Raw genomic sequence first — 23,770 nt, 5'->3', positions numbered from 1 at the left:
CCACTGTTCGTTAATCTGTTTAGTCAAATCTACGGGTATCAAGACATAGGGTTAATAAACATCTTTTTGATAACGTTTATCACGGCGAAGTTGCTCTAAATATGCTGTGGCCGTCTCTTCATCTTTTCCGCCATATTGCTGCACCACATCAAGCAGAGCTTGATGCACATCTTTAGCCATTCGCTCGGCATCGCCACACACGTAGAGATGGGCCCCCTTTTCTAACCACTGCCACAAGGCCTCGCCGCGCTCAGCAATGCGATGCTGCACATAAACCTTGTGCGCCTGATCTCGCGAGAAAGCGGAATCAAAGCGGGTTAATGTGCCTTGTTTAAGATATTGCTGCCACTCAGTTTGATACAGGAAATCTTGCTCAAAGTGCGGATTACCAAAAAATAACCAACTTTCTCCTGCCGCACCTTGTACGGCACGCTCCTGCATAAAGGCCCTGAAAGGGGCCACACCGGTGCCAGGACCTATCATAATCACAGGCGTTTCTGGATTGTCAGGCAAACGAAAGTGGTTGTTCGGCTCAACATAGACCTTAACTGCTGCACCCTCTGCTGCGGTCGCTAAAAAGTGTGACGCGCCGCCAAAACGGGCAACACCTTCACGCTCATCCGCAACCAATGCCACAGTCAAATGGACTTCATCGCCCACCTCGGCTTGGCTCGATGCTATCGAATAGAGGCGCGGCGTGATTGGGCGCAATAACTCGACCAACTGGAAAGCGGTAATATCAACCGGATACAGAGCAACCAGATCGGCAAGTTGATGATGAAGCAAAAACTGACGCGTCAACTCTCGGTCTTCGCTAATTACCAGTAATGCTTCATCACCGCTTAGTTGTGCCCAGCTTTGCACCAGTCCAGGGTAAAGCTGGGTTAATTCGCGCTTATCTTTAAGCGCCTCAAAAAGCGATAAACTTTGATCTGCAAGCGTCACCTGCGCTGTGCCATCGAGGGACAAGGCACTCAAAATCTCATTAACCAAGGCATCTGAATTACTAAACCATACCCCTAGTGCATCACCCACTTGATAACTGAGCCCAGAGTCAGCGAGATCAATCTCAACATGGCGCACATCTCTGTCTGAATCACGCCCGGTCAATTTTTGGCTCACTAGCACCTCGGCGCTATAGGGTTTTTGCTTAGTGTAAGTTGCTACAGTGGCGCTGCTGACACCGTCTATTGAGACCACGTTCGCGCTAGACGCCGAGATTAACGGCTTAACGGCAGTCAACACCTGCTGCTGCCATTGGCTCGCAGCCACATCATAATCAACATCACACTCAGTTAGCGGCACAATCGATTTGGCACCTAACGCGGCTAGGCGCTGCTCAAAGTCTTTACCGGTTTGGCAGAAAAACTCGTAACTCGAGTCACCGAGCGCTAAAACAGCATAATTAAGCTGCTCTAAACGTGGCGCACGTTTCGATGCCAAAAACTGATGTAGCTCAATGGCATCATCAGGGGCCTCGCCTTCACCATGGGTACTGACCACGGCAAGTAGTAAGGTCTCTTGTTTCAACTGGCGCACCTTGTAGTCGGCCATAGAAACGAGGTTAACGGCATAGCCTTGTGCTTGGGCTTTTGCAGCCAAGTCGGTCGCAATGCCTCGACCATTGCCAGTTTGACTACCATAGAGAAGGGTTATGGTTTGCTCTGGTGCGCTAGCCGCACTGACGTTATCGCCTGCCGCTTCGGCAGTCGCCGACAGATAGCCGCCGACCCATGCCAGTTGCACCGCAGTAAGTTCACTCGTGAGTTGTTTTAGCTTATCGACCTGTCCTTGAGACAGTGGCGAAGCCTGTGATGAAAGCGCTTTTAACAGCATGAAGGACGGCCCTATATCAGTGTAATAGACCTAGCTTAGAGCCTTACTTGAAAAGCAAAAAAGAATAAAATATGATTTTTAATATCTTTTTGGAATATGCAAAGTGCATTAATTGAGCTACAAAAGTGAGGGTGGCAAATCAAAACTGTAAAAAATGGGTAGTTAAGCACAGAATTTAAAATAAGAAATTGTGGTCTAGCGCAAATTTTTTGCTCTGACCAGTGTTAAAAAGCCAAATATGAAAAATTCGCGCTTGTGTATGCTTTTAGACACGCCACAATAATGAGTCAACTTTAATAACGACGTCTGTCCCTAACTAAGAGGTTTCTCAGTGAAACTAGGTCTACTAAAAGAGAGCCAAGCCGATGAAAAACGCGTTGCGTTGATTCCGGCAAACGTGACTCGGTTAATCAAAAAAAACCTCCAAATCCTTGTCGAAAGCGGCGCTGGCGAAAGCGCAGGTTTTAGCGATCAACAATATCAGGAAGCCGGAGCTATTATCACCCCCCGCGAACAAGTGTTTGAGCAGGCTGACATCATCACTGTGGTTAACTGCAAAGGCAGCCAATTTGATGAAATCAAAACGCTGGCTAAAGCTAACCAACTGTTTATCGGCATGATGGATCCCCTAGCTCACCCAGACAACGCCACGGCGCTGGCCGCAACGGGCACCACAGCTATCGCCCTTGAGCTGGTACCACGCATCACGCGCGCCCAAAGCATGGATATTCTATCGTCAATGGCGACGATCGCTGGCTACAAAGCGGTACTACTGGCCGCCCATAAAGCCCCGCGTATGTTCCCTATGATGATGACGGCTGCAGGCACCTTAAAACCGGCCCGCGCCTTTATCATGGGCGTTGGTGTAGCTGGCCTACAGGCATGTGCGACCGCTAAACGCCTTGGCGCCGTGGTGGAAGCTTACGATATTCGCCCCGCCGCACGTGAACAAATTCTATCTGTCGGTGCCAAGCCTGTCGAGCTGGATCTGGAAACTGAAAACACCGAGACCAAAGGCGGTTATGCCACCGAACAAAGTGATGACTTTATTAAGCGCCAACAGCAAGCCATGACCAATGTGCTAGCACAACAAGATATTGTTATCACCACTGCTGCCATTCCTGGTCGCAAGGCGCCAGTGCTTATCACTACAGCCATGGTCGAGGGGATGAAACCTGGCACCATCATTGTCGATTTGGCTGCCGAAACTGGCGGCAACTGTGAGCTGACCCGCCTCGATGAAACCGTTGTGCATAATGGCGTCACGATCTTGGGTCCTTCGAATGTACCAGGTACAGCCGCAACCCACGCCAGCCAAATGTATGGCACCAACATCGAAAACCTATTGAAATTGCTCGTCGATAATGACGGCCAACTTCATTTAGATTTTGATGATGAAATCGTGCGCGATACTGTCGTCGTGCATCAAGGAGACGTGGTTAACGCCCGGATCCGCTCGCTATTGGGCATGCCCGACATTGCTGCGCCAGAGGAGGCTCAATAATGGATATTTTATTACTACTCACCCTATTCGTGGTGGCCGTTTTTCTTGGGGTGGAACTGATCACTAAAGTCCCACCAACCCTGCATACCCCGTTAATGTCTGGCTCTAATGCCATTTCGGGTATCTCACTGGTAGGCGCATTGCTATCGGCCGGTTCTGGCGCGGGTGTCTGGGTTAACGTATTAGGATTTATCGCTGTGGTACTTGCCACGATTAATGTGGTCGGTGGCTATATGGTTACCAATCGCATGCTTGCCATGTTTAAAAGGAAATAAGCCAACATGAGTATGACGATTATTTATCTCGCCTACCTCGTGGCCGCGAGTCTGTTTATTTTGGGCATTAAAGGGTTAACTAAACCACGTACTGCGGTACGTGGTAATCAGTTGTCGGCCTTAGGTATGTTTATCGCCGTGGTCGTGACCTTATTCGATCAAAGCATTTTAAGCTATGAGTGGATCATTGCCGGTGTGCTATTAGGCGGGACCATTGGGGCCTTGATGGCCACCAAAATCCAAGTCACCGCCATGCCACAAATGGTCGCAATGCTTAACGGTTTTGGCGGCGGCGCATCGCTATTTATCGCATTAGCCAGCTTCCTTGACCCTGACTCGGCCACCCATATCGTGGCGCTGATCTCAATTGCCCTAACGGTACTCATAGGTTCGGTTACCTTGTCGGGCTCGTTCGTTGCTTTTGCTAAGTTACAAGAGTTGATCTCAGGTAACCCAATTAAAGTGCCTGGCAATAAAGTGATTAATGCCGCTTTATTGATCGCTGCAATCGGTTTATCGGTCGCTATAGTGCTTGACCCAAGCAACACTATGCTTATTTATGCGCTCGTAGCGGTGTCCGTATTATTGGGCTTGTTCTTGGTCGTGCCTATTGGCGGCGCCGATATGCCAGTGGTAATCGCCTTGCTGAACTCTTACTCGGGTATTGCGGCGGCGACAACCGGCTTTATCACGGGTAACACGGTATTGATTGTGTCGGGTTCACTGGTTGGAGCCTCTGGCATCATCTTGACCCAGATCATGTGTAAAGCGATGAACCGTTCACTGTTTAACGTGTTATTTGGTGTGATGGCCGAGGGCGGCGAAACCATCGATGCCGACGAAGTTTATGCTGGCAAGGTAACCTCCTCTTCACCAGAAGAAGTGGCGATGCTGCTAGAAACTGCCGAGCGCGTGGTGATTGTACCGGGTTATGGTTTAGCGATGGCGCAGGCGCAACACGCAGTACGCGAACTCGCCTCAGTGCTAGAAGCTCGCGGCGTTCAAGTGCTCTACGCGATTCATCCGGTCGCGGGCCGTATGCCAGGGCATATGAACGTACTCCTAGCTGAAGCCGAAGTGCCTTATGAGCAGTTGATTGAAATGGATGAGATTAACCCTCAGTTTGAGCAGACTGATGTGGCGATTGTGATTGGCGCAAACGATGTAACCAACCCTATGGCGCGCGAAGATAAAGGCAGCCCAATTTACGGCATGCCTATATTAAATGTCGATAAGGCACGCACTGTGGTAGTGGTGAAACGCTCTCTCAGTCCAGGATTTGCAGGCTTACCCAATCCGCTGTTTGCAAAAGATAATACCTTGATGTTATTTGGTGATGGTAAGAAAGCCATTGTCGACTTAACCCAAAGTTTGAAAGAAGCTGATTAATATCGGTATGGGTTAACCCCAATAGGGATTAACCCAATAGCGTTCGACAAGGACATTCATTAACAAAAAGACCGCTGGGCGGTCTTTTTTTATGCTCACTCTGCTCTCAAGAAAGCTTCCCATTACCTACAGTGCACTTTAGGGCCAAGCCGACAGCTGCGTTAATCGATTATTTATTATTTTAGGCATCTGACAATATCAACACTAAGCTCAATAATACCGACCTTAACATTGACTAAATGTAACAAACTGAGCGTATAACTTGCTTAAGTTATTGTGTTCTGATTATATATTCATCATGTAACGCATATTTTAATGCTTAGAAAAGGAGATTATGATGCAAGGAAGCACGCTCAACAATCATCCGTTATTATCTTTTGAAGATAGGCGCGTCACTCAAGCTAAATCAGGTGAACACTGGGATAGACTCACTAACGCGCAGCGGTTTGCGTTTTACACTTTAGCCAAACTGGGCTACCAACTGCTATTTGTTAGGCGCACGCCACACACCTCCACCGCTATAGTCAAGCAGGAAGAACAACTGGTGACTATTAACGATGAGGGTGACATCGACTTTAATCCTAATGTAGTACTACGCGAACGTCGCCCACCACGGCAACAGCTATAGAAAAAAGCAGGACAACACCATCAACACCTAGGCGTTAAGACTCGCGGTTAACTATTGAGCCTCTCGGTGTGTCAATGAGGTTTAATCACCACTCATCGTCTGCTCATCTAACCACGCTAGCGCCTGCGCTTTCCCCATAAGGTGTTCCAATGTCGGTCGAATCACATCGGCCATTTGTGCCCGGCGCCAAAACATATAGTGCGGTAACCTATGGTTAACGCCTTGACCAAAAAGATAATGCAATAAGCTAGCAAACTCATTTAATTCATCTATCTGATATTGTTGTAACGTCGGATAAATCTCATCAATTAAGTGATCAAAATCCTCAAACTGCCCCAGCTCCTGCCAGCTATAACTATGCAGCAACTGAACCAGCATAGGTGCAGACCAGTGAGAGAGAGCAATCACATTATCAAACACCGCAAGATTACGCTTATGGTATTGCTGCCAAGCTAAGTGACGGCCTTGTCCTTGCTGTGCCAGCGACCATACGAGGTAGGTATCGGCCAGCCACTCATGTTGATAACCCGATAGCGGATACTGAGTTAACAATGCTGACGCAGAAGAGGTCACGGCCAAATGCCCCAACTCATGCCAGAGCGTCATCTGCACGGCATTATCAAGGGCTAAGCTATACAACTTGCCGCTCCAACGTGCCGACGATAACCGAGGTATATTATCAGGGTTAAGCAACACCACCCCGGTTATCGCGGGGTGGTCGATAGGTTTTGCCATGGCGCCACGGTGGCCCAGCTCTTTAAGAAGCTCACGCTTTGGAGGCAATTGCTGACGCGCATCGCGGGGTAACTGGGCTAAACATTGAACGAGCTCAGGCGTATGACAGACCAATGCTTGCCCATGGGACATAGGAACCCACAGCCAAGCGCTGGCTAGCAATAGCGCCTCAGAGATCACTGTTTCGCCATGATATTTTGTATTATCGCCGTAGTAGATACCCCATCTTCAAAGCCTAGCACTTCAACGCTGCCACCGGCGGCAATCACCTCTTTACCCCCTGCGATATCCTCAACCTGATAGTCGCCACCTTTCACCAACATATTGGGCAGCAGGCGGGCAATAATGCGTTGCGGTGTATCTTCACTAAATGACACCACCCAGTCGACCGACGCAAGTCCAGCAAGCACCGCCATGCGGCGCTCCAGTTGATTGACCGGACGACCATCGCCTTTGAGACGTTTTACTGACTCATCATCATTAACCGCCACAATCAAGCGATCGCCTAAGGCTTTGGCTTGCTGCAAATAGCTCACATGGCCCGCATGCAAAATATCAAAACAACCATTGGTCATCACCACGCGCTCGCCGCGCAGCTTAGCCTCTTCTAGCGCATAAACTAACTGATCTTCGCTTATCACGCCAAAACCGCTCTCGCCATGGCTTAAGTTTAAGGCGGCGATCAATTCGATACGGCTAACCGTCGAGGTGCCTCGCTTACCGACAACAATCCCCGCAGCCGTATTGGCAATAGCACACGCTTGTGGCAGATCGCTCCCCGCGGCCAAGGCGGTAGCAAGCGCCGAAATAACCGTATCGCCAGCCCCAGTCACATCGTACACTTCACGGGCCACGGTCGGAATGTGTAGCTCAGGTGCGTTAGCGGTGATAAGAGTCATGCCTTTTTCTGAACGCGTCACTAACATGGCTTCTAAATCATGCTCTTTTAGCAACGCCTGCGCCTTCTCAACCAGATCGGCTTCATCACGCACGGTTCCCACGACTTGTTCAAACTCCAGCATATTGGGCGTTAATAACGTTGCGCCGCGATAACGAGAAAAGTCACTGCCTTTAGGATCGACCAAGACTTTAATGCCCTTAGCTTTCGCTCTGGCAATAAACTCTTGCGGCTTATCTAATGCGCCCTTAGCGTAATCAGACAGCACCACAACAGACACATCAGTAAATTCGCTCTCGGCACTATTTAACAGCGCTTGGCTGTGTGCTGGCAGATAAGGCTCTTCAAAATCTAAACGTAACAACTGCTGATTACGTGACAAAATTCTGAGCTTAGTGATTGTCGGCTTCTCAGCTACTCTGAACCATTTAGGCTCAACGCCTAGGGCCTGCACACCTTGGGTAAGCGCAGCGGCGGTTTCATCTTCGCCGACAATGCCCGCTAGGCGAACATTGCCGCCCAGGGCTGCAATATTCAGAGCCACGTTAGCTGCGCCGCCCGGTCTATCTTCGACCTGGTTGACTCGCACCACAGGTACCGGTGCCTCAGGAGAGATGCGCCCAGTCGGTCCGGTCCAGTATCTGTCTAACATCACATCACCGACCACAAGAACTTTAGCTTTTTCAAATGCTGGCAGAGAAATCTTCATATTGGGCTTATCTTTTAAAAATTAATCCATGATTATACCTAATTTTACCTAATATTTGAGTTAGAATATGCAGTAATTTTGGTTAATACATTTGAGTGACTCGTGGTCGAAAAAGCAGAATTCTCCGTAACATTTTGTCATCCTAAATATTGGCTTCTCTGGCTGGGTGTTGGCTTGATGCGGCTCACTCAGTTGTTACCCCTACCGATGCAGATGTGGCTGGGTAAAATGCTCGGACGCTTCGCCAAAAAAGTGGCCGGCAGCCGAGTGCATACCGCCAAACGCAATATAGAGCTGTGCTTTCCTGATATGCCGGCGCAAGAGCAAGCACACTTACTCAATCGGAATTTTGAAGAGACAGGCAAAGCCATCTTTGATATCGCCAACGCATGGTGGTGGTCTGATGCCAAAGTGCAACGCCACATGACGATTAAAGGCCAAGAGCATGTCGAGCAAACTCTTGCTAACGGCCAAGGCGTGATCTTATTCGCCGTGCATTGCCTCCCCCTAGAGATGGGTGCGCGTATCTTTGGTCAGTTTCAACCCGGCATTGGTGTGTATCGCCCACATAACAACCCATTAATGGAATACCTTCAGGTCAATGGTCGGTTACGCTCCAACAAAGGCTTAGTGCCTAAACGAGACTTACGTCAAATGGTGCGCAGCCTCAGAGCACCCGATGTCATCTGGTACACGGCGGATCAAGACTTTGGCCGTTCAAGCGCGGTCTTTATCCCTTTCTTTAATGTGCCCGATGCCGCCACCATCACAGGCGCAACCACCTTGGCTAAGCTGGGTAAAGCTAAAGTCTTGCCTTTTGTGGTCGAACGCAACAGCGACGATAAAGGCTATACCATTGAAGTCCAAGCGCCGCTGGATAATTTTCCCGGTGCCAATGAAGTCGAGGATGCCATTCGCGGTAATCAGATCATCGAGTCGATCATCAATCGAAATCGCGCCCAATATATGTGGTTACATCGCCGCTTTAAGACTCGCCCTAATCAAGACGATCCGTCGCTGTATCAATAAGCTTGATCATAACGCCAGCACTGCGCTGGCGTTTTGATTGCTACCCGCTGCAAGTCACCTCCCATAATCACTTTGCATCGCAAAGAGCTGCACACTCAGCGCCTCCCGGCGGCCCTTTTACTCTGGTCGATAACCCATGTTGTGGTCACTCAAAACAGCGAACCATCTAAGACAATTTATCTCACTTACAGGCAAACATGCTAAACGGGCCCCATTCGATTATTGTCATAATATGCTGATATACTGATGCTATTGGTCAATAACCCACAGCGTTTATGTCACTCTCTCCACGCCAACGATTCGCCCAATTACAAAATGAAGCCCATTTTGTCGATGATCCCCACCAGCGAGCCGCCATCGAGCAGTTAGAGCGCGTGTATCAACAACTCCACAGCCAAACGCCGCACATTAAAGGCCTCTATCTATGGGGAAGTGTCGGCCGCGGTAAGACCATGTTGATGGATCTCTTTTGCCAGAGCCTACCCACTAAGGTGCCACTTAGGCTGCACTTTCATCGTTTTATGGCGCGTATTCATCAAGAGATGCGAGTAGAGCATGGCCAGCAAAACCCGTTAGAGCGGATTGCCCAGCGCCTCGCTAAGCAGTGCAAGGTTATCTGTTTCGATGAGTTTTTTGTTGCCGATATTGGCGATGCGATGATTTTAGGCAAGCTGTTTGAGGCCTTATTTCGCCGCGGTATCGTGCTGGTTGCGACCTCCAATACGCCCATCGACAAGCTGTATGAAAACGGTTTAGCTCGCGACCGTTTTTTACCTACCATCGACCTGCTCAATGAGCATACTCAAGCGTTCCATCTTAACGGCCCGCTCGATCATCGTTTGCGGCAATTAACTTATCAACAAACCTACTTTTACGACCATGCAGCTCGGTTTGAACAACTGTTTCAACAACTGTGTGATGACTCTGAGGTACAAACCCAGCCTCTCGAGATTTTAGGTCGACAGATCCCCGTGATAAAACGCACCCGCAGCACAGTTTGGCTAAGCTTCGATGCCCTCTGTGATGGGCCGCGATCTCAACTGGACTATATTGAGCTAGCCAGTTGTTATCGCACTATTTTACTCAGCGACATTCCGCCGCTGGGCGGAACGCCGCGCTCATGGATTCGCGCCCGGGGCACCGAAGATGGCGCTCTGGCCACTCAAGCTGGCGAGCGGCAGTTACACTACGCCGCCAATGACGATCCTGCGCGGCGCTTTATCGCTCTGGTCGATGAGCTTTACGATCAACAAGTACAACTGTATTTACATGCCGCTCTGCCACTGGAGCAGCTTTATACCCCTGGGGCATTGGCCTTTGAGTTTCAGCGTACCCGGAGTCGGTTGATTGAAATGCAATCGCGACAATATTTAACCGCTACACTTACCGCTGCCGATAATAGCGATCACTAGAGACGCGATATGCAAGCCACCATTGATATCACTTGGTTAGATTTAGCACTGTTTATGTTGCTGCTCAGCATTCCTGTGGCCATTAGTCATTGGCTACAGCTGGGGATCGGCCGAGATATCGGTATTGCGGTACTGCGCATGACGTTGCAGCTTTTGTTGGTCGGTATCTACTTACAATTTTTATTCGATCTTAATAGCGTCTGGCTTAACTTGACGTGGTTAGCCACCATGATATTGATTGGCGCCAGCGCGATTCTAAGCGGGGCCAAATTGCCTAAACGGCTGCTGTTTTTGCCCATATTGACCAGTATAACCCTGTCGTTACTGCCTGTGCTGGCCATTTTACTACTTGGGTTACTGCAGCCTACGCCCAGCTATAGCGCCCAATATTTAATCCCACTGGCGGGCATGTTGTTAGGCAATAGCCTCAGCGGCAATATTGTTGCCCTGCAGCGTCTATTCAGTGCCCTAGCGGAAAATCGCAGTGAATATGAGGGTCGCCTAGCCCTAGGGGCACGGCCGAAACAAGCGTCAATGCCCTTTGTGCAATCTGCACTAAAACAATCACTTGCACCAATTTTAGCGTCTATGGCCACAACCGGACTAGTGACACTTCCCGGCATGATGACAGGGCAAATTCTCGGCGGTAGCGATCCCATGCTAGCGGTTAAATATCAACTGATTATCTTGTTGGCTATCTTTGTCGTACTCAGTGTATGTGTTACAACCAGCTTACTACTCTCAGTGCGAGTAGCCCTTAATCCAAGTGGCAAGCTACTGATAAATAAGACCAACTAAACTAACGGTATTTACTGACTATGTTTTCATATTCGGTTAATCCATTGGCTTGCACAGTGCTTTTCACCTGATCTATACCTTGCTGCAGCTTTTGGCGCAATTCTGGGTCACTATCCTTACTAAAGGCATAATAAAGCTGACTATCTTTGAGGGTATAAACCACCTCAAAATCATCGGCATTTAAGCCAGAATTTTTGATTAACCAACGACCGACTAACTCATCATATGCCCATAAATCGATCCGTTTTAACTCAAGCATTTGTACTAAGTAACGCGCGTTATGTGCCCTGTGGATCTGGTCTTTATTCACGCCAAGGGCCAACAGTGATTGCTCGCCAATATCATCTCGAATAACACCGATATTATATTGCTTAAGCTGGCTCTGTTGCGTTATTTTCAGCTGCCTAGACTTTGACGCAAATAACACGATCCTAGTAGCCGAAATAGGCCCGACCCACTCAAATGTGGACTCACGATAAGCCGTACGTGTCATAGAAAACAACACGGTATCTTTGCCTATTTTTGTCAGTTTATAACCTCGAGCCCACGGCACGAGCTGGATCTGGCTAGGGTCAAATTCAGTCTCAAATTTAGACACGGCGGCATCGAGCAGATCGACAGCGATCCCTGTCAGTTGATAATTATCACGATAGTTATAAGGGGGATAAGATTCGGTAAAATAAGTGAGATGGGACAAGTTATTAGCGAAAGTAACTGTCCCAATACAAGAATATAAACAAACCGTAAATAGAGTCGCAAAGCGCAATCTGGTCACATAGAGATACCGCTAGATAATGGTAAATTTCAGTGTAGCAGACTGAGAAAAAAGCAACCTATTATTCATCACCCCCCAAGATCTGCTGATAAATATCGACCACACCTTGTGTATGCGACTCGACCAATTCAATAGGGAGCTTGCCGCTCTGCTGTTGCAGTGTTAGGTGATGACTCTCATCTCGAAGATAACAATAGGCCTGAGTTAAATGCTGTGCACTAAGATGCGGCAACAGCTCAAGTTCCGATAACGTCTCAAATATACGGACATTATCAGACCAGGTCGCTAACTCTGGATGGGTATGGGTATGCGCTAAGACCAGATATTGGGCGATAAACTCAATATCGGCAATGCCGCCGGGGCTCTGTTTTAAATCGAAATAACCCGGTTCGACCTTCAGCAGATGGTTGCGCATTTTCTGGCGCATTTCACGCACCTCTTTCGCCAGCTGAATATGGTCGCGAGCCATGGCCAGTACGTCGCGGCGCAACTCACTAAAACGCACAGCTAAGGCATTATCACCAAACAAGAATCGCGCACGGACTAAGGCTTGATGCTCCCAGGTCCAAGCTTCCTCTTGTTGATAACGGCCAAAATACTCAATTTCACTCACCAGTAAACCCGATGCTCCCGAGGGACGCAGGCGCATATCCACTTCGTATAGTTCACCCGAGGTGGTTCGAGTCGAAAACAGATGTAGCACACGCTGGGCCAGCTTTAAGTAAAAGTGGCCGATATCCACAGGGCGATCACCATTGGTTTGGCTACTCTGTGGGTATTTTTCACGGCTATAGTCATGCAAAAACACTAAATCGAGATCTGAACCATAACCAAGTTCTATGCCACCCGCTTTACCATAACCTATCACGGCAAAACCCATCTGCTCGCCTTGTAGGTGGGGCGGCACCCCATGGCGCGCCACCACTTGTTGCCATGCCTGCTGAATCACCTGCTCGATGATCGCCTCGGCCAAAAATGTGAGATGATCGCTCACCTGCATCACAGGCAGTACACCGGTGACATCGGCGGCGGCAATTTTTAATTGCTGCGACAATTTAAACTGCCGCAAGGCTTCCATTTGCTGCTCCATATCGTCTTCGGGAACCCGCAGTAAATATTGGCGTAATTCACTGGGGTAATCGTCGAGCGATGTGGTGTCATACAGCTGCGATGGATCGATAAGCTCATCAAGCAACATGGGAAATTTAGCTAACTGCTGGGCAATCCATGGGCTGGCCAAACACAGGCTTACCAATTGCTGGCGCGCGCCGGGATTTTCAAACAACAGCTCTAAATAGGTGGTGCGAGTCAAAATTTGATCCAGTACCTTAGAGACAGGTGTAAAGGCCTTCGAGGGCGCCGCAAGATGGGTGAATTCCTGCAACAGCAGAGGCATTAATTTGTCTAATGTATCTCGTCCGCGTGGGCCTATGGTGCGCTTGGCGACTGTCTCGCGCCAACTTTTTAATGCTGGCCATAAAGCGCGATCGGCAATGCTTTGCTCTTCCATCAGACTGTGTGCATCGTCATCGTCTTGCACATTCCATAACGGTTGCGTCCACAGCTCGCAGATCTCTTCGGTATCCTGCCCACCGACGGTGTCGTTAAAATAACGGTGAATTTTACTCATCGCCGTATCGATATGGCTGCGAAGCTCGGCCTCATCAGCCATGCCCATGGCAAAACAGAGACGCTGCCAATCGAGTTCGCTGCTAGGTAAGGTCTGAGTTTGATGATCGCCAATGGCTTGTAATAAGTTTTCGACACGCCTTAGCAGTTGATAGCTGTTTTTAAGCTCATCGACCGCCAAATATTCAAGTTGGCCTAGGCTGTAAAGGGTATCGATGGCGGCAAACAGACTTTGCTGGCGCAATGCGGGCTCACGGCCACCGCGGATCAATTGAAAGCTTTGCACCACAAATTCCACTTCGCGGATCCCACCTGCGCCCAGCTTGATATTATCGGTCAACTTACGGCGGCGCACCTCTTGGCTGATCAACTGCTTCATCTTACGCAGTGACTCGATGGCCGAGAAATCTAAATAGCGGCGATAAACAAACGGGCGTAACATGTCATGTAGCTCATCAGAAAACGCGTTCCATGGCCCCAGCGCACGCGCTTTAACCATGGCGTAACGCTCCCAGTCTCGGCCCTGCTCTTGGTAATAATCTTCTAAGCCGCTAAAACTGACCACCAAGGGACCGCTCTCACCATAAGGGCGCAGGCGCATATCGACCCGATAAACAAAGCCATCGACCGTCACTTGGTGAAGTAAATTCACTAAGTGCTGGCCCATACGAATAAAGAATTGTTGATTGTCTAAGGCGCGCCGACCACCACGGGTTTCTCCATGTTCGGGAAAGGTGAAGATCAGATCGATATCGGAGGAGAAATTAAGCTCACGTCCCCCCAGCTTTCCCATGCCCAAAATCATCAAGGGCTGCGCAACCCCTTCGCTATCGCATGGCGTACCATGTTGCGTGCACATTTGCTGATAAAGCCAATCGCGCGCCGCAATAATGAGAGCTTCGGCTAGCGCCGATAAATCCAATAGGGCTTCATTGAGTGAGGCATAGCCTTGAAAGTCACGCCAGGCCAAACGCACCATTTGCCGATTGCGATAGCGGCGCAATATGGCTTTGACCTGCTCTTCATCGCTGGCACCCGCCAACAAGGAGTTTAACTCGTTGCTGAAATCGGCACGGTCTAGACTTGCTAATTGACCTTCAAATAACGACATTATCCAGTTAGGGTGACGGCATAGCTGCTCGGCGACAAAGTCACTTAAACCGAGCATCTGGCGTAATTGCGCCTCTTGCTCCACGCCTAACTGCTCAGACATATCAGGCCAAACGTCAGTCAGGCGTTGCCATTGCGAGTCTGCAACCTGCTTAACCACTGCGGGTAACGGGTGATGCGTGATATTTTCCATAGCCTAAACAATCCCTAACATTTAAACATTCGACATAATATGTCTTGAATGATATAGATATGCGTTAATTTGTGCGATATGGCTTATCGAGCCCTGCGCCGTGATAAAAGGGCCACAGGAGACGAAATTGATCGCGTTTAAGGGTTACTATAACCCAACTAGTCGCTATATTATGCAAAGAAGTGATCAACGGTTCACCCTTTATCCGTTGCAATCTAACCTTATGTTTATGGAGAAAACATGGCAGTAATGCTAATGCGTATTCTCACCCTGACCTTACTACTGGCCTTAACAGGCTGTGGTGATGACAGGCCAGAAAAAATCGCAAAATTTCAACAGCTCGCCCAAGAGCGCATTATTAACCTTGGTCAGATGCTCGACAAAGGTGAGATCCGAAATGCTAACCTGCTCAGGCAGTATGTTGAGGTACTTGAAGGACAAAAAACCGATCTCGCTCCACTACTGCGTGAGTTAGCTAAAGATGCAACGTCAGCCGGGCCTATGTATACCTCGCTGCAACGACGCCTTAACGAGCTTGGTGATGGCAATAACTTTGTCGATCTGGATCAACAACTCAGCGAAGCAGAAAACCTCTATCAAGCCGCCGACCCCAGCCTATTTAACGATATGTTATCGGATCCAGTTAACGTGGTCGCCGACATGTCAGATGGCGCCTTGGCGCGGGTCAACGCCATCAGCCGTGAAGCCGCTGTGCTGGCTAATGGCGCCGAAGATTTTGGCGCGGGCAGTCAGTTAGTTGGTAACCCCGCCTATGGTAATTGGCAAACGGGCTCCGATGGTATGTCGTTTTGGGCCTGGTATGGCATGTATGCCATGTTCTCTAATCTGGTACGCGGCCCAGTGTATTACGACCGCTGGTCGAGCCGTCGTAACTACAGCTATTACAATGATGTAGGCCGCTACCGTTACACGTCACCGAAACAAGCTCAGGCGCAAAATCAAACCTTTGAGCGAACTAAGAAGCAGTTTAATGCCCAGGGGAAAAAGTTCGACAGCCCCTATGCCAAGCCGCGAGCAGGCTCTACCAGCTTGTCACGCCAAAGCGCCAGTGCACCTAAAGCCAGCACAGCTGGGCGCAGCAGTGGCAGTAAATTTCGCTCTAACTACTCCAAAAACAGCAACTTTAGAAATTCAGGCAGTCGCACGACACGCGGTGTCCGTCGGGGCAAATAAAGGAAATTAAGATGACAATATTGCAACACTTCGGCATCACCACCGAACTGGCCATCATTTTAGGGATCGATCTTGCTATCGCCATTATCCTCCTCACGGCGATGCGCTACCTACAGGGCTGGACCGTTAAGGTGAACAGCACCCATGAACTGTCTGAGCGCGATAATTTTGCCTTTGGCATTAGCACTGCTGGCGCAGTGGCAGGCTTAGGCATAGTGCTAACAGGCGCCATCACAGGCGAGGCGGCCGAGTCATACTGGGTCGAAGCTATCGGCATGAGCGCCTACGGTATCTTCGGCTTAATGCTAATCAAACTGGGGCGCTTTTTACACGATAAGATCGCCCTTAACGAGATTGATAAAAATGCCCTCATCATTAAGGGCAATATTTCGGTGGCAATTGTCGATGCCACCGCTGCCATCGCTACAGCCATTATTATTCGCGCGGTACTGATTTGGGCTGAAGATCTGACCTTAGATACCTTTATCGCCATCTTTAGTGCATTTGCCATTTCACAACTCATGTTGGTGTTACTCACCCGCATCCGTGAAAAAGGCTATGCTAAACGCCACCAAGAAGCCTCAATGCAACAAGCTTTAGCCCAAGGCCAAACTGCATTAGCCATTCGCCATAGCGGCTATATGTTAGCGATGGCGCTGAGCTTTAATGCCGCCAGCCACTTTATTATTTTTATCCCCGATGCCTATATCAACAATATTATTGGCTGGTTGGTATTTTCGGTGATCATGCTGCTGGCGCTCTCTTTGCTGCAAGCCTTGGTGAAAAAGTTAGTCTTAGCTAACATCAATTTGGCCGAAGAGGTAGAGCTGCAACACAATGTGGGGATCGCCACCGTTGAATTGGCCATTAGCGTGGCTATCGCCCTTATTTTAACCAGTTTGATGGTGTAACCTAATCGCACCAGCAAGGATGTAATGCACTCTTCTCCCACGACTGCGCCAACCTCGGTTGGCGCCAAAAAACTCACCTGGTTTGACGATCTACTGTTACTGGGTATCATGGCCGTGCTAGCTGGCTGCGGTCTGATTTACGAATATTTATTGTCTCACTATGCCGGGCGAGTGCTCGGCGCATTAGAAGCCGCCATCTACACCATGATTGGCTTGATGATTGTCTCCATGGGCATTGGCGCCTTTGCGGCGCGAAAAATTCGCTGCGCTTATACTGGCTTTGCCATTTTAGAACTCAGCGTCGCTCTGTGCGGCGCCTTGGCAATTTTAATCACCGCCGCCGTCATCGGCTTTGGTCAGCAGCTGCCAATGTTGATTGCTAACACTATCGGCCTGCCGCCCGATCAACTGCCTCAAGGCGGCTTTATCGGCAGCCTGCAAAAATTAAGCGAGTACCTACCCTATTTTTGGGGAGTGTTGCTGGGCTTGATGATCGGCATGGAGATCCCGCTGATCGCCAGAGTCAGGCAGTCCCTGTGTGAAGCCCATTTGCTACACAATGCAGGCACCATTTATGGCGCCGACTATATTGGCGCCGGGGTTGGCGCGGCGATTTGGGTAACATTGATGTTAGCCATCGATATTCAACTCGCGGCAGCGTTAACCGCCAGCTTTAACCTGCTCGCTGGCTTCATCTTTATTTGGCGCTTTTGGGATAATATCGCTCACGCCAAATTACTGCTCGCAGGCCATATAATCGCTAGCGGCTTGTTGGTCCTGCTCGCCAGCCATGGTCCGCAGTGGGAGCAACAATTTAATAATTTGCTCTACAAAGATAAAGTGATCTATGCCAAGGCGACCCGCTTCCAACAGCTTACCTTCACCGAACGCTTACGCGGAAACAATCTGCCTGCGGTGTATTCGCTCTACATCAATGGTCGGTTGCAGTTTTCTAGCCAGGATGAGCATATCTACCATGCGTTTTTAGTCCATCCAACCCTCGAAGCCAGTGCGCGCCATGATAAGGTACTGATCATTGGCGGCGGCGATGGCTTAGGCTTGCGCCAAGTCCTCAAGTGGCAGCCGCAGCAGGTGACGCTTATGGATCTGGATGCGGACTTAGTGGCATTATTTAAAAACCCCGATGACACCATGCCGACGCGCCTGCGTCACGCCCTGCTTAAGCTCAATGATGATGCGCTTAACGATAAACGAGTAGAGCTTGTCTTCGATGACGCTTTTAATGGCGCCGATAAACTGATCCGCCGCGGCGATAAATTTGATGCCATTATTGTCGACCTGCCCGATCCCAGTCACCCGGATCTGAATAAACTCTACTCCGACATGTTTTACCTTAAACTCAAAGAGCTACTAAGCGCTGACGGCGCGATTACGGTGCAGTCGACCTCACCCTACCATGCGCCAAAGGCCTTCATCTCCGTGGGTAAGACCCTCGCCAGTGCTGGGTTTAATATGCAGCAATATCATCATAATGTGCCCAGTTTTGGCGAGTGGGGCTGGAGTATCGCCACCTTAGCGGGCAAAGCGCCACGTGAGCGCTTGCAACCCCTGACCCAGTTATCGATAGCCGAAGATTGGTTAACGCCTGGGCTGATCAAGGGGGCATTCGAGTTTCCGGGCAACTACTATCAATACGCCGATGAGGTAAAAGTGAATGATATTGGCTCAATGCAACTGTATCAGTATCATCAACAAGCTTGGTCTGAAAATGAAAATCTAACCCTATTTTGAATCGTAAAATAGCACTTGACATATTATGTCTCAGTGCTATCTTTAACCGCAGACATAATATGTCAAAGAGGACAACTATGAACATTCACCAAATTGCCAACCACCTCAATGATCTTGGCGACAATAGCCACACAGGCTTTCAGTTCGATTGCTATCCCATTGACGGTGATGTCGAGGTGTTACAAGTCAATATTGTTGGACGTGAAGAGATACCGTTATTTGTATCAGTCACGGAGAATCAGGTGTTATGCATCAGCTACCTGTGGGGCGAAGATGAAGTAAAACCTGAGCGTCGCAGTCAGATGTTCGAAACCATGCTAGAGCTTAATATTCCAATGCCACTGTCCTCTTTTGCCAAAATTGACGACAAATATGTGGTGTACGGGGCACTGTCGGTCAATTCGAGCATGAAAGAGATTGAACAGGAGTTATCGGTACTGTCAGATAACTGCTTAGAAGTGATCGATGAACTCAGCGAGTTCTTAAACTAGATTCAGACCAAATTAAATTATGGTAACTGTGGGCGAGACATCCGGTTTTTAGCGCACGGTTATACTGTAGAGGAGTCTCATTATGGGTATTCTAAATAAGATTTTAACCGCGTTTCGCGGCGGCGCGACCGAAGTAGGCCAAAGTATTGTTGATGCCAACTCCACGCGTATTTTTGAACAAGAGATCCGCGATGCTGAAAAGCACCTCACCAAGGCCAAGCGTGAGCTAACCGACGTGATGGCTAAAGAGATGCAGGCCAGCCGTGAAATCGACCGCCTAAAACGTGCCATCGCCGAGCATGAAGGCTATGCCACTCAGGCATTAGAAAAAGGCAATGAAACCTTGGCGCTAGAAGTGGCAGAGAAAATAGCCCAACTAGACCAAGAGCTTGCCGAGCAGCAATCGGCTAACGACAGCTTTAGCGCTCATGCGATTCGACTCAAAGAGTTGGTGCGTAAAACCGAACGTCAGCTGGCAGATTATCAGCGCCAACTGAGCATGGTTAAAACCACTGAGAGCGTGCAAAAAGCCACGGCAACCATTACTGATTCATTTGCCAGCAGCAACTCAAAACTGCTGAACGCTAAAGATTCACTAGAGCGCATCAAAGCACGTCAACAACAGTTTGACGATCGCTTAAAGGCCTCGGAAACCTTAGCCGAAGAGAACAGTGATAAGTCGCTGCAATCAAAGTTAGCCGAAGCAGGCATTGGCGAACAAAAATCCAATGCCAATGCGGTGCTCGAACGCCTCAAAGCCCGCAAGTAATCGATGTTACTTTGCTCAAAGCACCTCAAGGTTTTCCCTCGAGGTGCTTTGAGCCATTTACGTTAGTGCTAGGAGTATCACATGGGATTCTTAAAAGGGCTTTTTGGTAAAAAAGCCCCACCGCCACGTCAACTAAGCCACCCCAATCAGCTCCAAATTGGCGACATGATCACCCTCGATGATAGCTTCGCGCTACCCGAGCAGCTACGCGGCCAACAACTGCGGGTCGAAGCGGTCAACACCTATGAATTTGAACGTCGACAATCGACCGAGTGGGTGTTAAAAGGTCATGGCAATGACACCCTATTTTTATCGCTCGATGAAGATGATGAAACCCATCTGTGTTTCGCCCTAAAAATTACCCGCAGCCAAGTCGAACAGATTGTCGACCTTGACCAATTTAGCGATATTTTTGAAGAAGATGTTCAGGCAAGTCTGACTATATTGCCCACAGTTCCTGAATCGCTTAGCGCTTGGTTAGGCAGCCAATATCATCAGATTAACTTTGCTCAATTTGGTTATTTCCATCGCCAAGATTATCGCGGTATGACCCCCCCTCAAGATGAAGGCACTAACAGTGGTGAACCGTTTGAACTGTATCAACTGCTTGACGATGACGAACGTTATGGCATTGAAGTGGAGGTCTATGAAGGCGGCGATACCGACGTCATGCTGACCCTGTATCGCCCACTGAGTGACATTCGCGAGTACTGGCCAGGAAAGTGATAGGGATTGTCGCGGTGATCCAATTAACCCTAAGCGGCTTACCGCATCAAGCTGAGGTAACCAGAAATGAGTAAAGTTAAACAACCGCTCCCGGAGCAGTGGTTACAAAATCAAAAGGCCGCCAAGGCCACGCAAGTCGCATTCGACCTTGATGAAAAGTTTCAATACTCCATTCGAAAAGCGGCGCTGGATGCTGGGGTCAGCCCCTCGGATCAGATTCGCTCTATCTTAGGGCTATCTGTGACTAAGCGTCCCAAACGCCCAAGGCTAACGGTATCCCTCAGCCTAGATGATTACCAATTATTGGCGCAAAAATATAACGTGCCCCCCAGCGAACAGCTGGAAATAAAACGCCGGGTATTGGACGACTTGGTTCATTTTGTTGGAGAAAACGAATAAGATTGTGGCTCAAATACAAAATAAAGGGGCGCGGGATTAACCCGCGTCCCGTTTAGGGAGCCATTTTATGGCAGAGAAAAAACGTTGGTTGCCGCCAATGGAGCAGGCCCCATCACCGTTTCAGCTAGCCATGATGGCGTTATCATTGATTTCAGTTGTCGTGGTATTGATGCTCACCTTTGCCAAGCTCGACACCGAAACCCGCCGGCTTTTATTATTTGTCGATGCCAGTATCTGCACCATATTTATCAGTTATTTCTTCATCAATCTGTTTCGCGCCGACGATAAACGTCACTATATCAGACACAATTGGATCGATCTTGTTGCTAGCATTCCGGCGATTGAGCCTCTGCGCATGGCAAGGTTATTCCAAATCTTACGGGTGATTCGTCTACTCAGAATGACCCGCTCAATCATTGTGCCTATGATGAAGCAGCGACGACAGGCCACGCTGGCAAGCTTACTCGTGGCTTTGGTCACCTTGCTTACCTTTGCCTCAGTATTAATATTAATTGTAGAAAGTGGCGAACCTGGGTCGAATATCCATACCGCTGAAGAGGCGATTTGGTGGGCGCTGGTAACCATTTCCACCGTAGGTTATGGCGACCATTACCCGGTCACCACCATTGGCCATGTTATCGGCGGCATAGTCATAGTGTGTGGTGTGAGCTTTTTCGGGGTGATATCGGGCTATATGGCCTCGATTTTTATCGCTCCCGATGAGTCAGAAAAATTAGATACTCAGAGCGAAGAAATTCGTAGCGATCTTCAACATGCCCTGCACCGGATGGAGCAAAACCAAGCCACATTACTGCAAGAAGTTACAGAACTAAAACAACAACTCAAACAACAACTCAAACAAGGTAAATCGCTCGAGTAAGTTAATCCCGCCCATAACACCGTCATTGACTGTTCACGCCGAGAAATGAGTTACGCTTCAAAACTAAGTCGTGTTAGCACTAAGGCATATCAGGGCTAAACCATAAAGCTTCCCCCCTATTTGAGCTAACTTCGGCTCGATGCCGTGAAAAAGGCACCGAGCCTTAAGCGCTAATTTAACGCCAGAAAGGCGTGGCCTTCAGCGCCGAGCGGCGCGAATGCTCCATCGCGACCAATAAACTCTGTTGCTGAGAATCGAGCCAAGGTTGAAGCGCAATCCCTTGCGCTGTCGCCAGCTTGGCTAAACATTGATAAGCATATAAGGTGCGAACCCCTTGTGCTAAGTCATTCCAAGGGGCGCAAAATAGCGATCTTAGTTTGACGCGATACAAGTCACCATACGCGATACCCACTAAGTGACTCTCCTCTAACGCCTTACCCAGCGAAAGCAAGTCATCACAGTTCCATGTGCGCTCGGCTGACATCATAGTACACATTTGCCGCCATGAATCTTCTAACTGGTTATTGGCAAATTGCACCAGCTCAGACGAGAGATTAAGTGGCAATAAGCCCTCTCGACAGGCAAATAACAAGTTAACCAACTTGAGCTGCAAGTGACCATAGGCGTTATCAGCCAACATGATTTGCATCACGCAAGGTAAATCCTGTGCAGCTAAAGCCTTAGTGATTAACGGCTCAATCGCCTCCACTTGCGGCAGGGTCGTTAATAAAGTGGCCCTGTGAGTTAATAGGGTGCGGTAACCCAAACTAATATCAACCGGGGCCAGATGTTGCTCTAGGCGCGAAAAAGCCTGTAATAAGGACTCATCTAACAGACCAAATTGCATCAAAGTAGAGCGCAGCAGCCTGATACAAGCGCGCAGCCGATATGCCAGCTCTGACTGCTCAACACTCTCGCTGGACTCTAACACCAAGGCTTCGAGCAATTGCCAACGCTCCAGTCCGATACTAAGCACAGTTAATAATGCCTGTTTTGGCGTCGCATTATCACCTAACGCGATAACATCGAGTGGTTCAAGTGGTGGTGGGCTTGCCATGGCGGCCAAGCAATAGCCTCGCTGCGCCTTGCTGGCTCGCCCCAAACGCGCGGGGATCTGCTTGGTCACTTGCTCGCCCAGTATCAATAACGCCTGCGTTTGGCCAGCAAGCAGCTCAAACTCAATTTCACATATAGGTTCGCTGACACCATTGGCACAAACGGTGCCGATATCTAAAGCCACCTCGACTAAGCTATCTTGTAGATAAATATGCCAAATCATCCGGCTAAAATCGGTATCAAATAACGAAGTTAATCGGCGCTGCACTTTATCTATGTCAGCACCTAGCGGCCAAATTTTAGACGGAAAGCGTGATAAATCGACCTTAGGTTGATCGATATCAATATTGTATTCGGGACGGGAATGCACTCCGCCTTCGACACTGCCCGCGGTCTTGATGGTCTGCTCATAATGGCCATCGCAACCGCGAATACGCAGCCCCATGTCCCATTGCCGCAGCTGTAAGTCTGGGGTATCAAAATAACTATTACTGAGATGTTTTACGCCTTTTGACTCACTATGAGGTAAACTGTTTAGCAGTGATATCAAGGCTTCTCGTGCACTTTTCGGGAAAAACAGTTTAAGTTCTATTTCGGCTGCCATTCGCCAATTGCTCACTTTTTGATTAATAAATTCGATTCTGTAATGCAGCTTTCATTATTATTTAATGA

At 49.0% G+C, this 23,770-nt stretch carries 21 protein-coding genes; 15 read left to right on the top strand and 6 right to left on the bottom strand.

The genetic code is table 11. From position 1 onward, the window contains the following. Positions 1 to 51: 51 nt before the first annotated feature. A complete protein-coding gene (locus DN599_RS01765) occupies positions 52 to 1,836 on the bottom strand; it encodes an assimilatory sulfite reductase (NADPH) flavoprotein subunit (protein ID WP_110455936.1) in 1,785 nt (594 codons plus the stop codon). A gap of 331 nt (positions 1,837 to 2,167) precedes the next feature. On the opposite strand from DN599_RS01765, the gene DN599_RS01760 reads away from it, so the two are divergent. The 4 genes from DN599_RS01760 to DN599_RS01745 all read left to right on the top strand — a co-directional run bounded on the left by DN599_RS01760 (position 2,168) and on the right by DN599_RS01745 (position 5,632). Beyond that, the gene (locus tag DN599_RS01760; RefSeq protein WP_110455935.1) at positions 2,168 to 3,340 is read left to right on the top strand and encodes a Re/Si-specific NAD(P)(+) transhydrogenase subunit alpha; all 1,173 of its coding nucleotides are present in this window, start codon (positions 2,168 to 2,170) and stop codon (positions 3,338 to 3,340) included. Further along, the gene (locus DN599_RS01755; RefSeq protein WP_110455934.1) at positions 3,340 to 3,615 is read left to right on the top strand and encodes an NAD(P) transhydrogenase subunit alpha part 2; all 276 of its coding nucleotides are present in this window, start codon (positions 3,340 to 3,342) and stop codon (positions 3,613 to 3,615) included. The genes DN599_RS01760 and DN599_RS01755 overlap by 1 nt, the downstream gene beginning before the upstream one ends. Before the next feature lie 6 nt (positions 3,616 to 3,621). Continuing rightward, on the top strand, positions 3,622 to 5,004 hold the full coding sequence (locus DN599_RS01750) for an NAD(P)(+) transhydrogenase (Re/Si-specific) subunit beta (protein WP_110455933.1): 1,383 nt from the start codon (positions 3,622 to 3,624) through the stop codon (positions 5,002 to 5,004). A gap of 334 nt (positions 5,005 to 5,338) precedes the next feature. Next, entirely contained in the window at positions 5,339 to 5,632 is a 294-nt protein-coding gene (locus DN599_RS01745; RefSeq protein WP_239473203.1) for a hypothetical protein, read from the top strand. A gap of 81 nt (positions 5,633 to 5,713) precedes the next feature. On the opposite strand, the gene DN599_RS01740 is transcribed toward DN599_RS01745, so the two are convergent. Both DN599_RS01740 and hldE read right to left on the bottom strand, forming a co-directional pair. Next, positions 5,714 to 6,547, bottom strand: a complete 834-nt coding sequence (locus tag DN599_RS01740; RefSeq protein ID WP_110455931.1) for a hypothetical protein — start codon at positions 6,545 to 6,547, stop codon at positions 5,714 to 5,716. Next, a complete protein-coding gene (hldE, locus tag DN599_RS01735) occupies positions 6,544 to 7,974 on the bottom strand; it encodes a bifunctional D-glycero-beta-D-manno-heptose-7-phosphate kinase/D-glycero-beta-D-manno-heptose 1-phosphate adenylyltransferase HldE (RefSeq protein WP_110455930.1) in 1,431 nt (476 codons plus the stop codon). The genes DN599_RS01740 and hldE overlap by 4 nt, the downstream gene beginning before the upstream one ends. Before the next feature lie 102 nt (positions 7,975 to 8,076). Here hldE and DN599_RS01730 point away from each other — a divergent pair, with 102 nt between their 5' ends. The 3 genes from DN599_RS01730 (at position 8,077) to DN599_RS01720 (ending at position 11,213) form a co-directional block, all read left to right on the top strand. Continuing rightward, entirely contained in the window at positions 8,077 to 9,003 is a 927-nt protein-coding gene (locus tag DN599_RS01730) for an LpxL/LpxP family Kdo(2)-lipid IV(A) lauroyl/palmitoleoyl acyltransferase (protein WP_110455929.1), read from the top strand. A 275-nt stretch (positions 9,004 to 9,278) separates the two neighbouring features. Next, on the top strand, positions 9,279 to 10,415 hold the full coding sequence (gene zapE, locus DN599_RS01725) for a cell division protein ZapE (RefSeq protein WP_110455928.1): 1,137 nt from the start codon (positions 9,279 to 9,281) through the stop codon (positions 10,413 to 10,415). A gap of 9 nt (positions 10,416 to 10,424) precedes the next feature. After that, entirely contained in the window at positions 10,425 to 11,213 is a 789-nt protein-coding gene (locus DN599_RS01720) for an ABC transporter permease (RefSeq protein WP_110455927.1), read from the top strand. 1 nt (position 11,214) lies between these two features. Here DN599_RS01720 and DN599_RS01715 read toward each other — a convergent pair whose 3' ends face one another. Both DN599_RS01715 and glnE read right to left on the bottom strand, forming a co-directional pair. Continuing rightward, entirely contained in the window at positions 11,215 to 11,910 is a 696-nt protein-coding gene (locus tag DN599_RS01715) for a substrate-binding periplasmic protein (RefSeq protein WP_239473202.1), read from the bottom strand. 139 nt (positions 11,911 to 12,049) lie between these two features. Continuing rightward, positions 12,050 to 14,920, bottom strand: a complete 2,871-nt coding sequence (gene glnE / locus DN599_RS01710; protein WP_110455925.1) for a bifunctional [glutamate--ammonia ligase]-adenylyl-L-tyrosine phosphorylase/[glutamate--ammonia-ligase] adenylyltransferase — start codon at positions 14,918 to 14,920, stop codon at positions 12,050 to 12,052. 240 nt (positions 14,921 to 15,160) lie between these two features. Between glnE and DN599_RS01705 the strand changes: the two genes are divergently transcribed. The 8 genes from DN599_RS01705 (at position 15,161) to DN599_RS01670 (ending at position 22,042) form a co-directional block, all read left to right on the top strand. Next, a complete protein-coding gene (locus DN599_RS01705; RefSeq protein ID WP_110455924.1) occupies positions 15,161 to 16,114 on the top strand; it encodes a hypothetical protein in 954 nt (317 codons plus the stop codon). An 11-nt stretch (positions 16,115 to 16,125) separates the two neighbouring features. Next, positions 16,126 to 17,025 carry a DUF350 domain-containing protein gene (locus DN599_RS01700; protein WP_110455923.1) on the top strand — a complete coding sequence of 300 codons (900 nt, stop codon included), beginning with the start codon at positions 16,126 to 16,128 and terminating at the stop codon, positions 17,023 to 17,025. Positions 17,026 to 17,049: 24 nt separating this feature from the next. Next, complete coding sequence (locus DN599_RS01695) at positions 17,050 to 18,777, top strand: polyamine aminopropyltransferase (RefSeq protein WP_110455922.1); 1,728 nt, start codon at positions 17,050 to 17,052, stop codon at positions 18,775 to 18,777. 77 nt (positions 18,778 to 18,854) lie between these two features. After that, on the top strand, positions 18,855 to 19,268 hold the full coding sequence (locus DN599_RS01690; protein ID WP_110455921.1) for a YjfI family protein: 414 nt from the start codon (positions 18,855 to 18,857) through the stop codon (positions 19,266 to 19,268). Between the two features lie 82 nt (positions 19,269 to 19,350). Then, positions 19,351 to 20,037, top strand: a complete 687-nt coding sequence (locus DN599_RS01685) for a PspA/IM30 family protein (RefSeq protein ID WP_110455920.1) — start codon at positions 19,351 to 19,353, stop codon at positions 20,035 to 20,037. Between the two features lie 81 nt (positions 20,038 to 20,118). Further along, the gene (locus DN599_RS01680; RefSeq protein WP_110455919.1) at positions 20,119 to 20,763 is read left to right on the top strand and encodes a DUF4178 domain-containing protein; all 645 of its coding nucleotides are present in this window, start codon (positions 20,119 to 20,121) and stop codon (positions 20,761 to 20,763) included. Positions 20,764 to 20,829: 66 nt separating this feature from the next. Continuing rightward, entirely contained in the window at positions 20,830 to 21,162 is a 333-nt protein-coding gene (locus tag DN599_RS01675) for a hypothetical protein (RefSeq protein ID WP_110455918.1), read from the top strand. Positions 21,163 to 21,229: 67 nt separating this feature from the next. Next, complete coding sequence (locus DN599_RS01670; RefSeq protein WP_110455917.1) at positions 21,230 to 22,042, top strand: ion transporter; 813 nt, start codon at positions 21,230 to 21,232, stop codon at positions 22,040 to 22,042. Between the two features lie 175 nt (positions 22,043 to 22,217). On the opposite strand, the gene DN599_RS01665 is transcribed toward DN599_RS01670, so the two are convergent. After that, positions 22,218 to 23,702 carry a CYTH domain-containing protein gene (locus tag DN599_RS01665; protein WP_110455916.1) on the bottom strand — a complete coding sequence of 495 codons (1,485 nt, stop codon included), beginning with the start codon at positions 23,700 to 23,702 and terminating at the stop codon, positions 22,218 to 22,220. Positions 23,703 to 23,770: the final 68 nt, after the last annotated feature.

Source organism: Shewanella algidipiscicola (assembly GCF_900380485.1).
GTDB lineage: Bacteria > Pseudomonadota > Gammaproteobacteria > Enterobacterales > Shewanellaceae > Shewanella > Shewanella algidipiscicola.
Note: the sequence above shows the minus strand (reverse complement) of the source record. Positions and strands in the feature narration are given on the sequence as shown.

Excerpts from the sequence above, each read along its gene's own strand:
- DN599_RS01765 (WP_110455936.1), bottom strand. The coding sequence starts at position 1,836 with ATGCTGTTAAAAGCGCTTTCATCACAGGCTTCGCCACTGTCTCAAGGA.
- DN599_RS01755 (WP_110455934.1), top strand. The coding sequence starts at position 3,340 with ATGGATATTTTATTACTACTCACCCTATTCGTGGTGGCCGTTTTTCTT.
- DN599_RS01750 (WP_110455933.1), top strand. The coding sequence starts at position 3,622 with ATGAGTATGACGATTATTTATCTCGCCTACCTCGTGGCCGCGAGTCTG.
- DN599_RS01745 (WP_239473203.1), top strand. The coding sequence starts at position 5,339 with ATGATGCAAGGAAGCACGCTCAACAATCATCCGTTATTATCTTTTGAA.
- hldE (WP_110455930.1), bottom strand. The coding sequence starts at position 7,974 with ATGAAGATTTCTCTGCCAGCATTTGAAAAAGCTAAAGTTCTTGTGGTC.
- zapE (WP_110455928.1), top strand. The coding sequence starts at position 9,279 with ATGTCACTCTCTCCACGCCAACGATTCGCCCAATTACAAAATGAAGCC.
- DN599_RS01720 (WP_110455927.1), top strand. The coding sequence starts at position 10,425 with ATGCAAGCCACCATTGATATCACTTGGTTAGATTTAGCACTGTTTATG.
- glnE (WP_110455925.1), bottom strand. The coding sequence starts at position 14,920 with ATGGAAAATATCACGCATCACCCGTTACCCGCAGTGGTTAAGCAGGTT.
- DN599_RS01705 (WP_110455924.1), top strand. The coding sequence starts at position 15,161 with ATGGCAGTAATGCTAATGCGTATTCTCACCCTGACCTTACTACTGGCC.
- DN599_RS01700 (WP_110455923.1), top strand. The coding sequence starts at position 16,126 with ATGACAATATTGCAACACTTCGGCATCACCACCGAACTGGCCATCATT.
- DN599_RS01695 (WP_110455922.1), top strand. The coding sequence starts at position 17,050 with ATGCACTCTTCTCCCACGACTGCGCCAACCTCGGTTGGCGCCAAAAAA.
- DN599_RS01690 (WP_110455921.1), top strand. The coding sequence starts at position 18,855 with ATGAACATTCACCAAATTGCCAACCACCTCAATGATCTTGGCGACAAT.
- DN599_RS01685 (WP_110455920.1), top strand. The coding sequence starts at position 19,351 with ATGGGTATTCTAAATAAGATTTTAACCGCGTTTCGCGGCGGCGCGACC.
- DN599_RS01680 (WP_110455919.1), top strand. The coding sequence starts at position 20,119 with ATGGGATTCTTAAAAGGGCTTTTTGGTAAAAAAGCCCCACCGCCACGT.
- DN599_RS01675 (WP_110455918.1), top strand. The coding sequence starts at position 20,830 with ATGAGTAAAGTTAAACAACCGCTCCCGGAGCAGTGGTTACAAAATCAA.
- DN599_RS01670 (WP_110455917.1), top strand. The coding sequence starts at position 21,230 with ATGGCAGAGAAAAAACGTTGGTTGCCGCCAATGGAGCAGGCCCCATCA.
- DN599_RS01665 (WP_110455916.1), bottom strand. The coding sequence starts at position 23,702 with ATGGCAGCCGAAATAGAACTTAAACTGTTTTTCCCGAAAAGTGCACGA.